Genomic DNA, 14550 nt, shown 5'->3' with positions numbered 1-14550 from the left:
AAGCTTTCTGCCCTATCAAGCTTGAAAAACATCTGTCTTCGGAATTATTTTCATCATCTAGACTCTCGTCAGTATATCAAAACCCGTTTCCGTAATCGCAATCGTATGTTCAAAATGAGCACACTTTTTCCCATCTACCGTTACAACCGTCCAGTTATCAGCCAATGTTTTCACGTAGCGGCTGCCAGCGTTCACCATAGGTTCAATAGCGAGAACCATGCCAGGTTTAAGCCGTGGTCCTTTGTTGGGCGGACCGTAATGAGGAATTTGCGGGTCCTCATGCAAGTCTTGACCAACACCATGTCCGACATACTCCCTAACAACTGAAAACTGCTCATTTTCGACATACGTTTGTATTGCGTGGGAAATATTCGACAAACGTTCACCTGGTTTTGCTTCCTGCAAGCCTTTATATAAAGACTCCTCTGTCACTTCCAGAAGTTTTTTGTCATCATCGCTGATGTTTCCTACCGGATATGTCCATGCAGAGTCACCATGATAACCATTTAATTTAGCACCGATATCAATACTGATGATGTCACCGTCCTTCAGCACCCTGCTGCCAGGTATGCCGTGAACGAGTTCTTCATTAACTGATACGCAAATGCTCCCGCGAAACCCATTATACCCCTTAAAAGATGGGATTGCACCCTGCTTCTTAATAAAACGTTCGGCAATTTGATCCAATTCTTTTGTCGAGATTCCTGGTTTAATGTGCTTTTTTAACTCTTCATGAGTTAAAGCCACGATTCGCCCTGCTTCCCGCATGATACCAAGTTCACGTGGGGTTTTACAGATAATCATTTTTTTAATCCTCCAAGAAGATCCTTCACATCTGCATAAACGTCTTGAATGTCCTGCTGGCCATTCACGTTTGCAAGATAACCTTTCTCTGAATAGAAATCGAGTAAAGGCTGAGTTTGCTTCATGTTTACCTCAAGCCGTTTAGAGACTGTTTCCTCATTATCATCTGCCCGTTGATAGAGTTCGCCTCCGTCTTTATCACAAATACCCGGCGTTTTCGGCGGATTAAAGACTAAATGATAGGTTGTGCCGCAAACACTGCAAATTCTGCGTCCAGTCAGACGTTCCATAAGAGCGTCTTTGTCGACTTCAATGTTAATGACATAATCAATCGGCTTGCCGTATTCCTCAAGAATTTCTTCAAGAGCTTCGGCTTGAGCGACTGTTCGCGGAAATCCGTCCAGAAGAAAACCTCTTTCACAATCATCTTTGCCAAGTCTCTCTTTTACAATTCCGATTGTGACTTCGTCAGGTACGAGCTCTCCCTTATCAATATAAGATTTTGCTTCGAGTCCGAGTGGTGTTTCTTCTTTCATAGCAGCACGGAACATATCTCCTGTTGAGATATGAGGAATCCCATAATCCTCAACAATTCGTTCGCCCTGTGTGCCTTTACCGGCACCAGGAAGCCCCATTAAGACTAAGTTCATTCGGATTTCCCCCGTCCTCTCTTTATTAAGAGGGAATGGATAAATCCATTTCCTCTAGTTTTTCATAAATCCACGGTAGTTTCGTTTCACCAACTGGCTTTCTAGTTGTTTCATTGTCTCCAAGGCTACCCCGACAACAATTAACAAAGATGTTCCGCCAATTTGTGCACTTTGAGGCAATCCAGCGAATTGAATGAAAAAGATAGGAAGAATGGAAATCACGGCTAAGAATATAGAACCCACAAACGTAAGTCGATACAAAATGCTCGTAATTCTATCTTGAGTCATTTTCCCTGGACGAACCCCCGGGATATAGCCACCCTGTTTTTTAAGGTTATCAGCCATTTGTTCAGGGTTTACCTGTACAAAAGCATAAAAGTACGTAAAGGCAATAATCAACGCAACATATATCGCCATACCCACCGGATGCGTATTATCAAAGTTGTTTTGAATCCACTTTGTCACATCGTTTGTTCCAAAGAATGACGCGATCGTCCGCGGCGTTATCAAAAACGCAACCGCAAAGATTACCGGAATAACCCCTGCAGGATTCACTTTCAATGGAAGGTGTGTAGACTGACCTCCGCCAGCAGGTGAACGACCTGTGCCTTTAGCATATTGAATCGCAATTTTCCGTACGGCTTGCTGAATGAAAATAACTCCAACAATAACTGCTAAAATCGCAATCACAAGAAGTGCGACTTTCACAATATGAATAAACAACTGATCGTTGCTGCCGACAAATTGAGTCTCATATATTTGCCCAATTGTTTTTGGAATACTAGACACAATCCCCGCGAAGATAATGATCGATATTCCGTTGCCTACTCCATGAGAAGTAATTTGTTCCCCAAGCCACATTAAAAAGGCAGTTCCGCCAGTGAGCACTAAAGCAATGATAAGATATGTCGATACACCGGATTTTTCGATCAGCATACCGTTTGCCAGATTGTTAAATCCATATGACATACCTAATGCTTGGATGAAACCAAGCACAATCGTAAAGTACCTTGTGAACTGAGCTAATTTACGGCGGCCAACTTCACCTTGCTTAGACCACTCGGTAAACTTCGGTACAACATCCATCTGAAGCAGCTGAATGATGATCGAAGCCGTGATATAAGGAGTAATTCCCATTGCGAAAATGGAAAATTGGTAAAGCGCACCGCCGCCAAATGTATTAAGGAGATCAAAAACACCCATTTGAGACTGCGCCTGTAACGCTTCAGCGTTAACGTAAGGCACAGGAATAAACGCACCTATGCGAAAGACGATAAGCATGAGTAAAGTGAATATGATTTTATTCCTGATATCACTCACACGCATAAAGTTGGAGATTGTTTTAAACAAGTTAGATCACCTCAGCTGTACCGCCAGCAGCTTCAACAGCTTCTTTCGCAGAAGCAGAGAATTTATTGGCTTTTACAGTTAATTTTTTCTCTAATTTACCGTTGCCAAGAATCTTTACTCCTGCATTAAGTTTGCTAATAACACCAGTCTCTAGAAGAAGTTCAGGAGTGACTTCCGTTCCTTCTGCAAAACCGTTCAATTTGTCTAGGTTGACTACAGCGTATTCCTTGCGGTTGATGTTAGTGAAACCGCGTTTAGGAAGACGTTGGAATAAAGGCATTTGTCCCCCCTCGAATCCAGGGCGTACACCGCCGCCAGAACGAGCGTTTTGACCTTTGTGACCTTTACCAGCTGTTTTACCGTTGCCAGAACCAATACCACGACCTACGCGATTACGCGTTTTGCGTGAACCTTCTGAAGGTTTTAATTCATGAAGTTTCATTAGGACACCTCCTTATCCGATCAAATATTTTTATTGTTCTTTAACAGAAACTAAATGAGATACTTTATTAATCATACCACGGATCGCAGCGTTGTCTTCATGCACAACAGTTTGGTTTGTTTTCTTTAAACCAAGTGTTCTTACAGTAACGCGTTGGTCTTCCGGGCGACCGATTACACTTCGTTTGAGGGTAATTTCTAATTTAGCCATTAATGTTCCCTCCTTATCCTAACAGTTCTTCTACAGATTTTCCACGAAGCTTCGCAACGTCTTCAGCACGTTTAAGTTCACTTAAACCTTGAAGTGTTGCACGAATCATGTTGATCGGTGTGTTAGAACCTAAAGACTTAGAAAGGATATCAGCTACACCAGCTAGCTCAAGTACCGCACGTACAGGGCCTCCAGCGATAACTCCAGTACCTTCAGAAGCAGGTTTTAACAAGATGTTACCTGCACCGAAACGTCCGATGATTTCGTGTGGAATTGTAGTTCCAACCATTGGTACTTCAATCAAATTCTTTTTCGCATCTTCAACAGCTTTGCGGATCGCTTCTGGTACTTCTTGTGCTTTACCAGTACCGAATCCTACGTGTCCGTTTTTGTCACCGACAACGACTAGAGCTGCGAAGCGGAAACGACGACCACCTTTAACAACTTTCGCTACGCGGTTAACCGTAACTAAGCGTTCTTCTAACTCTAATTTGCTTGGGTCAATACGACGCATAATCATGTGTCCCTCCTTCTTTTATTAAAATTTAAGTCCAGCTTCACGAGCGGCATCAGCCAAAGCTTTTACACGTCCATGGTATAAGTATCCGCCACGGTCAAATACTACGTCAGAAATGCCTTTTTCAGCAGCGCGTTTTGCAACTAATTCTCCAACTTTAGTAGCAGCAGAAGTATCTCCAGTGCTTTCAACGTTCAAGTCTTTATCGAGAGTAGATGCACTAGCAAGTGTTACACCATTTACATCATCGATGATTTGAGCGTAAATGTGCTTGTTAGAACGGAAAACGTTCAGGCGCGGTCTTTCAGCAGTACCGGAAAGTTTAGCGCGAACACGAGCGTGTCTTTTAAGACGAGCAGCATTTTTGCTAGTTTTCGTAATCATCTAGGTCACTCCTTTCTTCACTTTAAGCGATCTTACTTAGCAGATTTACCTTCTTTACGGCGAACAACTTCACCTTCGTAGCGGATTCCTTTACCTTTGTAAGGCTCTGGAGAACGTACAGCGCGGATGTTAGCAGCAATAGCTCCTACGCGTTCTTTGTCTGTACCTTTTACAACTACTTTTGTTTGAGAAGGAACTTCGATTTCGATGCCTTCTTCAGGAACGATCTCAACAGGATGAGAGTATCCAACGTTTAAAACAAGTTTATTTCCGGATTTAGAAGCACGGTAACCGACACCGACTAATTCCAAACCTCTTTCAAATCCTTTAGATACACCTTCAACCATGTTGCCAAGCAGACTGCGAGTCGTACCATGCAGGGCACGGTGCTCTTTTTGATCAGAAGGACGAGCGACTGTAAGCACATTGTCCTCTACTTTAATCTCCATATCAGGGTGAAACGTACGAGTTAATTCTCCTTTTGGTCCTTTCACAGCTACAGTGTTGTTATCATTTAACGTTACTGTAACATCAGAAGGAATCTCAAGTAGCTTCTTACCTACACGAGACATACCAAACACCTCCATTCATGTTAAACTTCTTACCAAACGTATGCTAGAACTTCTCCACCAGCTTGTTTTGCACGGGCTTCTTTGTCCGTTAAAACACCTTGTGATGTAGAAATAATCGCGATTCCAAGACCGTTAAGTACGCGAGGTACTTCATTAGATTTAGCATAAACACGCAAACCAGGCTTGCTGATTCTTTTAAGACCAGTGATAACGCGCTCGTTGTTTTGTCCGTATTTCAAGAAAACGCGGATGATACCTTGTTTGCTGTCTTCTACGAACTCAACGTCACGAATGAAACCTTCACGCTTTAAAATTTCAGCAATTTCTCTTTTCAATTTAGAAGCAGGAATTTCAAGCTTCTCATGACGTACCATGTTTGCATTGCGAATACGAGTTAGCATATCTGCAATTGGATCTGTCATAACCATTATATAATTACCTCCTTCCCTTTCTTGGGGATTACCAGCTGGCTTTTTTCACGCCAGGAATTTGTCCTTTATATGCAAGCTCACGGAAACAAATACGGCAAAGTTTAAATTTACGAATGACTGAATGCGGACGTCCGCAGCGTTCACAGCGTGTGTACTCTTGTACTTTAAACTTTGGTGTACGTTGTTGTTTCGCAATCATAGACTTTTTAGCCACGATTTCGCCTCCCTTTCATTGATTATTTCTGGAACGGCATACCTACTTGAGTTAATAGCTCACGAGCTTCTTCGTCAGTATTAGCAGTTGTTACGATAACGATGTCCATTCCGCGAACCTTTGTTACTTTATCGTAGTCAATTTCAGGGAAGATTAACTGTTCTTTGATACCAAGTGTGTAGTTACCGCGACCGTCGAAAGATTTTTTAGAAACCCCGCGGAAGTCACGTACACGCGGTAAAGATACAGAAATAAGTTTATCAAGGAAATCATACATGCGCTCTCCGCGAAGAGTTACTTTCGCACCGATAGGCATTCCCTCACGAAGACGGAATCCAGCAATTGATTTCTTCGCACGAGTAACGACAGGTTTTTGACCTGCGATAAACGTTAATTCTTCAACAGCACTGTCGATTGCTTTGGCGTTTTGAACAGCGTCACCAACACCCATGTTGATTACGATTTTTTCGATTTTAGGCACTTGCATGACTGAATCATAGTTGAACTTAGTCATTAAAGCAGGTGCAATTTCTTTATTGTACTTTTCTTTAAGGCGGTTCATGAGATAGACCTCCCTTCCTTTTAATACTATTTATCTAGAACTTGCCCAGATTTTTTTGCTACACGAACTTTTTTGCCATCTTCCACTTTGTATCCTACGCGAGTCACTTCACCTGTTTTAGGATCGAGCGGCATAACGTTTGATACATGAATTGGCGCCTCTTGATTAGAAATACCGCCTTGAGGGTTAGCTTGAGTTGGTTTAGAGTGTTTCTTTACCATGTTAACACCTTCAACTAAAACGCGGTCCTTTTTAGGGAAAGCAGCAAGGATTGTTCCTTGTTTGCCTTTATCTTTACCAGAGATAACCATAACTTTATCGCCTTTTTTTACATGCATCCTGATCGCACCTCCTTGAGTAAGGCATTTATTTCATTAGATAACTTCTGGAGCTAGAGAAACAATTTTCATAAAGTTGTTTTCACGCAATTCACGAGCAACTGGTCCGAAGATACGAGTTCCGCGTGGGCTCTTGTCGTCACGGATGATAACACATGCATTCTCATCGAAGCTGATGTATGAACCGTCACTTCTGCGCGCTCCGCTTTTAGTGCGAACGATAACAGCTTTTACGACTTCACCTTTTTTGACAACGCCTCCTGGTGTTGCTTGTTTAACCGTGCAAACAATTACATCACCAATGTTAGCTGTTTTACGTCCAGAACCACCAAGAACTTTAATAGTAAGTACTTCACGTGCGCCAGAGTTGTCAGCTACTTTTAAACGAGTCTCTTGTTGAATCATTATTTGTTACCTCCCTTCGGAAAAAGAATTCCGAACTTTATTAGATAATAACAGCTTCTTCGACAACTTCAACTAGACGGAAACGCTTAGTTGCAGACAATGGACGAGTTTCCATGATCTTAACGATGTCACCGATTTTAGCTTGATTATTTTCATCATGTGCTTTGAATTTTTTTGAGTATTTTACGCGTTTACCGTAAAGTGTATGTTTTTTGTATGTCTCAACAACAACAGTAATGGTTTTATCCATTTTGTCAGAAACAACACGGCCTTGGTAAACTTTGCGTTGGTTACGTTCGCTCATGCTCACGACCTCCCCTCAGTGATTATTTATTAGCAGCAATTTCTCTTTCACGAATCACAGTTTTCATGCGCGCGATAGCTTTGCGCACTTCACGAATGCGAGCAGTATTTTCAAGTTGTCCTGTCGCTAATTGAAAGCGAAGATTGAAAAGTTCTTCTTTAAGAGACTTTACTTTTTGTTCAATTTCAGCAGTGGTAAGGTCACGAATTTCATTAGCTTTCATTTGATTCACCACCAATTTCTTCACGTTTTACGAACTTCGTTTTAATTGGCAATTTGTGAGATGCAAGGCGAAGCGCTTCACGAGCAACCTCTTCAGACACACCAGAAATTTCAAATAAAACTTTGCCCGGTTTTACAACAGCTACCCAACCTTCTGGAGCCCCTTTACCGGATCCCATACGTACCTCAAGTGGTTTAGCAGTGTAAGGTTTAGAAGGGAAAATTTTGATCCAAACTTTACCGCCACGTTTCATGTAACGAGTCATCGCAATACGTGCAGCTTCGATTTGACGGTTAGTAATCCAAGAAGCTTCAAGAGCTTGGATACCGAATTCTCCGAAATGTACTTCAGTACCGCCTTTCGCACGGCCACGCATTTTTCCGCGATGCTCTCTGCGATATTTAACGCGTTTTGGTAATAACATATTATTTTCCTCCTTCCTCAGTTTTCTTCTTAGTAGGAAGAACCTCTCCACGATAGATCCAGACTTTTACACCAAGCTTACCGTAAGTAGTATCAGCTTCAGATGTTGCATAGTCAATGTCCGCACGTAATGTGTGCAATGGAACAGTTCCTTCACTGTAGTATTCAGAACGAGCGATATCTGCACCGCCAAGACGACCAGAAACCATTGTTTTCACACCTTGTGCTCCAGCACGCATAGTACGTTGGATTTGTTGTTTCTGCGCACGGCGGAAAGAAACACGGTTTTCTAATTGACGAGCGATGTTGTCAGCAACTAGCTGTGCATCAAGATCTGCTCTTTTGATTTCAAGAATGTTAATGTGTACACGCTTGCCAGTAAGGCTGTTAAGGGCTTTGCGAAGTGCTTCGACTTCAGAACCGCCTTTACCGATAACCATACCAGGCTTAGCTGTGTGGATCGTAATGTTAACGCGGTTTGCTGCACGCTCGATTTCTACTTTAGAAACAGAAGCGTCAGAAAGGCGTTTGCTAATGTATTCACGAATTTTTAAATCTTCGTGCAGGAAGTCAGCGTAATCTTTACCAGCGTACCACTTAGATTCCCAATCACGAATGACTCCGATACGAAGACCGACTGGATTTACCTTTTGACCCACTACTTATCCCTCCTTCTTTTCTGATACAACGATTGTAATGTGGCTCGTACGTTTGTTGATTTGGCTCGCACGTCCCATAGCACGTGGGCGGAATCTTTTTAACGTAGGGCCTTCGTCAACGAATGCTTGAGAAATAACCAGGTTGTTAGCGTCCATTTCATAGTTATGCTCAGCATTTGCAATAGCGGATTTTAATACTTTCTCGATAATTGGAGAAGCAGCTCTTGGTGTAAGGTTCAAGATTGATACTGCCTCACCTACTTGCTTGCCTCGAATCAGGTCCATTACTAGACGTGCTTTACGAGGAGCAATACGGACTGTTCTTGCAACAGCTTTAGCTTGCATTTAAAAGCCTCCTCTCTTAGCGTCTTGTTTTTTTGTCATCACTAGCATGACCTTTGTACGTACGAGTTGGAGCGAATTCACCCAACTTGTGCCCTACCATATCTTCAGAGATGAATACAGGCACGTGTTTACGTCCGTCATAGACTGCGATTGTGTGACCAATAAACTGTGGGAAAATAGTTGAACGACGAGACCAAGTTTTTACGACTTGTTTCTTGTCTGTTTCATTTAATTTCTCGATTTTAGTCATCAAGTGTCCATCGACAAATGGTCCTTTTTTTAAGCTGCGAGCCATTTTGGAACCTCCCTTCGTGATTGCACTACGGTCCGAAAAGAACCGTAGACAACCCCGTTATTTATTTTTACGACGACGTACGATAAATTTATCGGATTTGTTCTTTTTCTTACGAGTCTTGAATCCAAGAGTTGGTTTGCCCCATGGAGACATTGGTGATTTACGTCCGATTGGCGCACGTCCTTCACCACCACCGTGTGGGTGATCGTTAGGGTTCATTACAGAACCACGAACTGTAGGACGGATGCCTTTCCAGCGAGAACGTCCAGCTTTACCAATGTTGATAAGTTCGTGCTGTTCGTTACCCACTTGACCGATAGAAGCACGGCAAGCAGAAAGGATCATGCGAACTTCACCAGAGTTAAGACGTACAAGAACGTATTTACCTTCTTTACCAAGAACCTGAGCAGATGTACCAGCTGAACGTACAAGCTGCCCGCCTTTACCAGGTTTTAATTCAATGTTATGCACAACTGTACCAACAGGGATGTTGATAAGTGGAAGTGCATTACCTACTTTAATGTCAGCTTCAGGACCTGACATGATTTCAGTACCTACTTGAATTCCTTTAGGAGCAAGAATGTAACGTTTTTCTCCGTCTGCATAGTTGATTAGAGCGATGTTAGCTGAACGGTTTGGATCGTATTCAACTGTAGCAACGCGTCCAGGTATACCATCTTTATCGCGTTTGAAGTCGATAACACGGTATTGGCGTTTATGTCCGCCACCTTGGTGACGTACAGTCAATTTACCTTGGTTGTTACGTCCGCCTTTTTTGTGAAGGGGAGCAAGCAAGGATTTTTCCGGCTTGTCAGTCGTGATTTCAGCAAAATCTGAAGTTGTCATGCCACGACGTCCATTAGAGGTCGGTTTATACTTTTTAATCGCCATTTTGAATTTCCCTCCTTCTTTTTACAGATAATTAAGCTTCAAAAATTTCGATTTCTTTGCTGTCTGCAGTAAGTTTTACGATCGCTTTTCTGCGACGGCTAGTCATACCAGTGTAGCGTCCAACACGTTTTGATTTACCTTTGTAGTTCATGATGTTGACTTTGTCAACTTTCACTCCAAAGATGCTTTCAACCGCGTCTTTCACTTCTGTTTTGTTAGCTCTTACATCAACTTCAAAAGTATATTTCTTTTCAGTCATTAAATCAGCAGAACGTTCAGTAATGACGGGGCGCTTTAGAACATCACGAGGATCTTTCATTATGCAAGCACCTCCTCTACTTTTTCAACCGCTGCTTTTGTAATCAGAAGCTTCTCGTGGTTGACAACGTCTAAAACGTTGATTCCGTTAGCTTCAACAACAGTAACTCCAGGAATGTTACGAGCAGATAAAACTACTGCTTCGTTTGCATCCGCAGTTACGATTAAAGCTTTTTTCTCAACAGATAATCCTTTAAGGATAGCTGCCATTTCTTTTGTTTTAGCCGTATCAAGAGTAAGATCTTCAAGAACGATGATGTTGTTGTCGTTCACTTTAGAAGACAATACTGATTTGATTGCCAAGCGGCGAACTTTTTTAGGTAATTTATAAGAATAGCTGCGTGGTGTTGGGCCGAATACGACACCACCTCCGCGCCATTGCGGTGAACGGATTGAACCTTGACGGGCACGTCCAGTACCTTTTTGACGCCATGGTTTACGACCTCCGCCGCGTACTTCAGAACGATTTTTTACTTTGTGAGTTCCTTGACGTAAGGAAGCTCTTTGCATAAGAATAGCGTCGAATACAACACTCTCATTTGGTTCGATACCAAATACAGAAGCGTTTAATTCGATGTCACCAGCAGTAGAACCGTTTTGGTTGTATAATGCTACTTTTGGCATAATCAATTTCCTCCTTTCCTAAGAGAATTATTTAGATTTAACAGCACTTTTAACAGTGATTAAAGATTTCTTCGCACCAGGTACGTTACCTTTGATCAAAAGAAGATTGCGTTCTGCATCAACTTTTACGATTTCAAGGTTTTGAACAGTGATTTGCTCTCCGCCCATACGTCCAGGTAATAATTTACCTTTGAATACACGGTTAGGATCTACAGGTCCCATTGAACCAGGACGACGGTGGTAGCGTGAACCGTGAGACATAGGTCCGCGAGATTGTCCGTGGCGCTTGATCGCACCTTGGAAACCTTTACCTTTAGATACTCCTGTTACATCTACGATTTCTCCAGCAGAGAAAATTTCAACCTTGACTTCCTGACCAACTTCATACGCATCCATTTCCACTCCGCGTAATTCTTTAACGAAGCGCTTAGGAGCAGTTTCCGCTTTTGCAACGTGCCCTTTTTCAGGTTTGTTAGAAAGCTTTTCACGCTTGTCGTCAAAACCAAGCTGGATTGCTTCATAACCGTCGTTTTCAGCTGTTTTCTTTTGAAGAACAACGTTTGGAGCAGCCTCGATAACAGTTACCGGAATAAGATCACCATTCTCAGCGAATACTTGCGTCATACCAATTTTTCTTCCTAAGATTCCTTTGGTCATTCGTCACACCTCCTATTAAGATCATTCTATATTTTAGAATTAAAGTTTAATTTCGATATCGACACCAGATGGTAAGTCTAATCGCATAAGAGCATCAACAGTTTGTGGTGTTGGGTTCACAATGTCGATTAAACGTTTATGTGTACGCATTTCAAATTGCTCACGAGAATCTTTGTATTTGTGCACCGCACGAAGGATTGTGTAAACTGATTTTTCAGTTGGCAACGGAATCGGACCAGATACGCTGGCACCAGAACGTTTTGCCGTTTCAACAATCTTCTCTGCAGATTGATCAAGGATTCTATGATCATATGCTTTCAAACGAATACGAATTTTTTGTTTTGCCATTATTTTCCCTCCTTTTCGCCTACATCACGTTAGACAGTTCTCCGTGAGAAAAACCTGAACACCTTGCCATGGCAAAGCGGCCGGGTGTGTCAGCAACCTCTCACTTCATCGCAGTCAAAGACCAACATACACCATTATACAGAAAATAGGCGCATGTTGCAAGACTTATTTAAAATATGCATGGTTTGCACACTTTTTTTATTATACAGGGGTTTTTCTTATTTATCAAGGATCTATCATAAATGGTGTCGTGCATGTCGACTTAATGTGTTCGCGAATAATGACGGTTCCTCAATATGCGGGGTGTGAGCTGAGTTCTCAAATTGAAACCAGCGCTTTTCGGGTGCCTCAAGTTCTTGATAATACTGTTTCGATATTTCAGCAGGAACAATTAAGTCATGTTTCCCTGAAATGAAAACACACGGTACTTTAATAGAAGGAACTGATGTAAAAGCATTAAACCGGTACAACTCATCAGTTAAATGTTTTTTACTGAAGCGCAATCCATTAAGGAAGCTGTGCATGTTCCGCACTCCATACTCATTGCCAGTAAGCATTTGAAATAATACAGCTAGAGATTGACGATGACGGCGAGTGAAGCCTCCCCTGCTTAGCTCGACACAAAACCGATAGATAAGGTGCTGGATATCCTGCTTCCAAGGCGGAGCACCAATGAAACGTGTGAGGAAAGATAATAAGCTGGCTTTTTTTGATTCAGAAATTTCACGAATATGTTGATAAGCAGTTGATTCTTCATCGTGGGGGTTAACAACCTGGCTGATTCCATAATACGCATAAAATAAATCAGGACACTGCTGCAGCACATGAAGCGCCAGTATTGACCCCCACGAATGACCAGCTAGGTAAAGTTTTGATTTTGAAAAATGAGCTAAAAGCCATTGAGTGACTTGGATTGTATCTTTAATGAAGTGATTTATTGTCATAGAGTGAAGCGAAATTCGCTTAGAATAAGAAAGCCCCGATCCTCTCTGATCCCAATGAACTACTGTAAAATACTGTTCCAGCTCTTTTTGATAATGTCTAACATATCCGATTTGCGGCGTTCCCGGCCCGCCATGTAAAAAAAGCAGCAATGGATTTTTCACATCAACTCCATTAATCATTAGCATTTGCTTTGTATTCCCAATGCTTAGTTCTTTCATGATTGCGATTGATTTCTTTTCAGGAATCATAAATATTAGCCCCTCGAATATGATAGATCCTATTATACAAGAAAAAGATAAGCAAACAAAAAACGAGACCCGTAGGGGTCTCGTTTAAAATCATACTATTACTCAGTGATTGTAGAAACAACGCCTGAACCAACAGTACGTCCGCCTTCACGAATAGAGAAACGAGTTCCTTCTTCGATAGCGATTGTAGAAATAAGTTCAACGTTCATTTCAGTGTTATCTCCAGGCATAACCATTTCTACGCCTTCTGGGAGATGGATGATACCAGTTACGTCAGTTGTACGGAAGTAGAACTGAGGACGGTAGTTAGAGAAGAATGGAGTATGACGTCCACCCTCTTCTTTAGAAAGAACGTAAACTTCAGCTTTGAATTTGCTGTGTGGAGTGATTGTACCTGGTTTAGCAAGTACTTGACCACGTTGGATTTCTTCACGAGATACACCGCGAAGAAGGGCACCAATGTTGTCACCAGCTTCAGCATAATCAAGAAGCTTACGGAACATTTCAACACCTGTAACAGTTGTTTTCTTGTTCTCTTCTTGAAGACCGATGATTTCAACTTCGTCACCGACTTTAACTTGTCCGCGTTCTACACGGCCAGTAGCAACTGTACCACGACCAGTGATTGAGAATACGTCCTCAACTGGCATCATGAATGGTTTTTCAGTATCGCGTTCTGGAGTTGGGATGTACTCATCAACCGCATCCATAAGTTCGAAGATTTTAGCTTCCCACTCAGCGTCTCCTTCAAGAGCTTTAAGAGCAGAACCTTTAACAACTGGTACATCATCACCAGGGAAGTCGTATTCGCTAAGAAGATCGCGAACTTCCATTTCAACTAGTTCAAGAAGCTCTTCGTCGTCTACCATGTCGCATTTGTTTAAGAATACAACGATGTATGGTACACCAACGTTTTTAGAAAGAAGGATGTGCTCACGAGTTTGTGGCATTGGGCCATCAGCAGCAGATACTACAAGGATAGCTCCGTCCATTTGAGCAGCACCAGTGATCATGTTTTTAACATAGTCAGCGTGTCCTGGGCAGTCAACGTGTGCATAGTGACGAGTTTCAGTTTCGTACTCAACGTGTGCAGTAGAGATTGTGATACCGCGCTCACGTTCTTCTGGAGCACCATCAATTTGATCGTACGCCATAGCTGTACCTTTACCAGATTTCTTATGAAGTACTGTTGTGATAGCAGCAGTTAAAGTTGTTTTACCATGGTCAACGTGTCCAATTGTACCAATATTGGCATGTGATTTGGAACGGTCGAATTTTTCTTTAGCCATTCTAAAATCCTCCTTAAGAGCTTTTAATTAGTAATGTATAGAGTGATAGGAAGTGAAAGAAAGCTTTCACTTCCTCATCTTACAATAGTAGTTATACTTGAG

General features: G+C 42.1%; 26 protein-coding genes. All 26 read right to left on the bottom strand.

Features of this window, described 5'->3' with window-relative positions:
* Positions 1–57 precede the first annotated feature (57 nt).
* A complete protein-coding gene (gene map, locus ACFVP7_RS00835; RefSeq protein ID WP_003225828.1) occupies positions 58–804 on the bottom strand; it encodes a type I methionyl aminopeptidase in 747 nt (248 codons plus the stop codon).
* Complete coding sequence (locus ACFVP7_RS00830; RefSeq protein WP_003241987.1) at positions 801–1454, bottom strand: adenylate kinase; 654 nt, start codon at positions 1452–1454, stop codon at positions 801–803. The genes map and ACFVP7_RS00830 overlap by 4 nt, the downstream gene beginning before the upstream one ends.
* 54 nt (positions 1455–1508) lie before the next feature.
* Complete coding sequence (gene secY / locus ACFVP7_RS00825) at positions 1509–2804, bottom strand: preprotein translocase subunit SecY (protein WP_004399662.1); 1296 nt, start codon at positions 2802–2804, stop codon at positions 1509–1511.
* 1 nt (position 2805) lies between these two features.
* Positions 2806–3246, bottom strand: coding sequence for a 50S ribosomal protein L15 (gene rplO, locus ACFVP7_RS00820; RefSeq protein ID WP_003225819.1), 441 nt, complete (start codon positions 3244–3246; stop codon positions 2806–2808).
* A 30-nt stretch (positions 3247–3276) separates the two neighbouring features.
* The gene (gene rpmD / locus ACFVP7_RS00815) at positions 3277–3456 is read right to left on the bottom strand and encodes a 50S ribosomal protein L30 (protein WP_003156497.1); all 180 of its coding nucleotides are present in this window, start codon (positions 3454–3456) and stop codon (positions 3277–3279) included.
* A 13-nt stretch (positions 3457–3469) separates the two neighbouring features.
* Complete coding sequence (gene rpsE, locus ACFVP7_RS00810) at positions 3470–3970, bottom strand: 30S ribosomal protein S5 (RefSeq protein ID WP_003328273.1); 501 nt, start codon at positions 3968–3970, stop codon at positions 3470–3472.
* Positions 3971–3994: 24 nt separating this feature from the next.
* Positions 3995–4357 carry a 50S ribosomal protein L18 gene (gene rplR, locus ACFVP7_RS00805; protein ID WP_003225816.1) on the bottom strand — a complete coding sequence of 121 codons (363 nt, stop codon included), beginning with the start codon at positions 4355–4357 and terminating at the stop codon, positions 3995–3997.
* Positions 4358–4389: 32 nt separating this feature from the next.
* On the bottom strand, positions 4390–4929 hold the full coding sequence (gene rplF / locus ACFVP7_RS00800) for a 50S ribosomal protein L6 (protein WP_004399690.1): 540 nt from the start codon (positions 4927–4929) through the stop codon (positions 4390–4392).
* A gap of 29 nt (positions 4930–4958) precedes the next feature.
* Positions 4959–5357, bottom strand: a complete 399-nt coding sequence (rpsH, locus tag ACFVP7_RS00795; RefSeq protein WP_003241998.1) for a 30S ribosomal protein S8 — start codon at positions 5355–5357, stop codon at positions 4959–4961.
* A gap of 31 nt (positions 5358–5388) precedes the next feature.
* Entirely contained in the window at positions 5389–5574 is a 186-nt protein-coding gene (gene rpsN / locus ACFVP7_RS00790) for a 30S ribosomal protein S14 (protein ID WP_003156488.1), read from the bottom strand.
* Positions 5575–5596: 22 nt separating this feature from the next.
* Positions 5597–6136: a 50S ribosomal protein L5 gene (gene rplE, locus ACFVP7_RS00785; RefSeq protein WP_003225809.1), complete on the bottom strand. Its 540-nt coding sequence runs from the start codon at positions 6134–6136 to the stop codon at positions 5597–5599.
* A gap of 26 nt (positions 6137–6162) precedes the next feature.
* Entirely contained in the window at positions 6163–6474 is a 312-nt protein-coding gene (gene rplX, locus ACFVP7_RS00780; protein ID WP_003156486.1) for a 50S ribosomal protein L24, read from the bottom strand.
* Between the two features lie 36 nt (positions 6475–6510).
* The gene (gene rplN / locus ACFVP7_RS00775) at positions 6511–6879 is read right to left on the bottom strand and encodes a 50S ribosomal protein L14 (RefSeq protein ID WP_003225805.1); all 369 of its coding nucleotides are present in this window, start codon (positions 6877–6879) and stop codon (positions 6511–6513) included.
* A 40-nt stretch (positions 6880–6919) separates the two neighbouring features.
* Positions 6920–7183, bottom strand: a complete 264-nt coding sequence (gene rpsQ, locus ACFVP7_RS00770) for a 30S ribosomal protein S17 (protein ID WP_003225804.1) — start codon at positions 7181–7183, stop codon at positions 6920–6922.
* A 22-nt stretch (positions 7184–7205) separates the two neighbouring features.
* Entirely contained in the window at positions 7206–7406 is a 201-nt protein-coding gene (gene rpmC / locus ACFVP7_RS00765; RefSeq protein ID WP_003156482.1) for a 50S ribosomal protein L29, read from the bottom strand.
* Positions 7396–7830 carry a 50S ribosomal protein L16 gene (gene rplP / locus ACFVP7_RS00760; protein WP_003225801.1) on the bottom strand — a complete coding sequence of 145 codons (435 nt, stop codon included), beginning with the start codon at positions 7828–7830 and terminating at the stop codon, positions 7396–7398. The genes rpmC and rplP overlap by 11 nt, the downstream gene beginning before the upstream one ends.
* A 1-nt stretch (position 7831) precedes the next feature.
* A complete protein-coding gene (rpsC, locus tag ACFVP7_RS00755) occupies positions 7832–8488 on the bottom strand; it encodes a 30S ribosomal protein S3 (protein WP_003242001.1) in 657 nt (218 codons plus the stop codon).
* A 3-nt stretch (positions 8489–8491) separates the two neighbouring features.
* Positions 8492–8833: a 50S ribosomal protein L22 gene (gene rplV / locus ACFVP7_RS00750; protein ID WP_003156475.1), complete on the bottom strand. Its 342-nt coding sequence runs from the start codon at positions 8831–8833 to the stop codon at positions 8492–8494.
* A 16-nt stretch (positions 8834–8849) separates the two neighbouring features.
* Entirely contained in the window at positions 8850–9128 is a 279-nt protein-coding gene (gene rpsS, locus ACFVP7_RS00745) for a 30S ribosomal protein S19 (RefSeq protein WP_003156472.1), read from the bottom strand.
* 57 nt (positions 9129–9185) lie between these two features.
* Positions 9186–10019, bottom strand: a complete 834-nt coding sequence (rplB, locus tag ACFVP7_RS00740; RefSeq protein WP_003225795.1) for a 50S ribosomal protein L2 — start codon at positions 10017–10019, stop codon at positions 9186–9188.
* Positions 10020–10050: 31 nt separating this feature from the next.
* Positions 10051–10338 (bottom strand): 50S ribosomal protein L23, encoded by a 288-nt coding sequence (gene rplW, locus ACFVP7_RS00735; RefSeq protein WP_003156467.1) that lies wholly within the window; start codon positions 10336–10338, stop codon positions 10051–10053.
* On the bottom strand, positions 10338–10961 hold the full coding sequence (rplD, locus tag ACFVP7_RS00730; RefSeq protein ID WP_172640811.1) for a 50S ribosomal protein L4: 624 nt from the start codon (positions 10959–10961) through the stop codon (positions 10338–10340). Before rplD ends, rplW begins: the two co-directional genes overlap by 1 nt.
* 27 nt (positions 10962–10988) lie before the next feature.
* Positions 10989–11618 carry a 50S ribosomal protein L3 gene (gene rplC / locus ACFVP7_RS00725; RefSeq protein ID WP_004399671.1) on the bottom strand — a complete coding sequence of 210 codons (630 nt, stop codon included), beginning with the start codon at positions 11616–11618 and terminating at the stop codon, positions 10989–10991.
* Between the two features lie 39 nt (positions 11619–11657).
* Positions 11658–11966, bottom strand: coding sequence for a 30S ribosomal protein S10 (gene rpsJ / locus ACFVP7_RS00720; protein ID WP_003156464.1), 309 nt, complete (start codon positions 11964–11966; stop codon positions 11658–11660).
* A 236-nt stretch (positions 11967–12202) separates the two neighbouring features.
* A complete protein-coding gene (locus ACFVP7_RS00715) occupies positions 12203–13159 on the bottom strand; it encodes an alpha/beta hydrolase (protein WP_338731973.1) in 957 nt (318 codons plus the stop codon).
* Between the two features lie 98 nt (positions 13160–13257).
* On the bottom strand, positions 13258–14448 hold the full coding sequence (tuf, locus tag ACFVP7_RS00710) for an elongation factor Tu (protein ID WP_003235058.1): 1191 nt from the start codon (positions 14446–14448) through the stop codon (positions 13258–13260).
* Positions 14449–14550 lie beyond the last annotated feature (102 nt).

Source organism: Bacillus sp. SG20033 (assembly GCF_044570195.1).
In the GTDB taxonomy this organism is placed as follows: Bacteria; Bacillota; Bacilli; order Bacillales; family Bacillaceae; genus Bacillus; species Bacillus subtilis.
The sequence above is the reverse complement of the archived record's forward strand: the minus strand, read 5'-3'. Positions and strand labels throughout refer to the sequence as shown.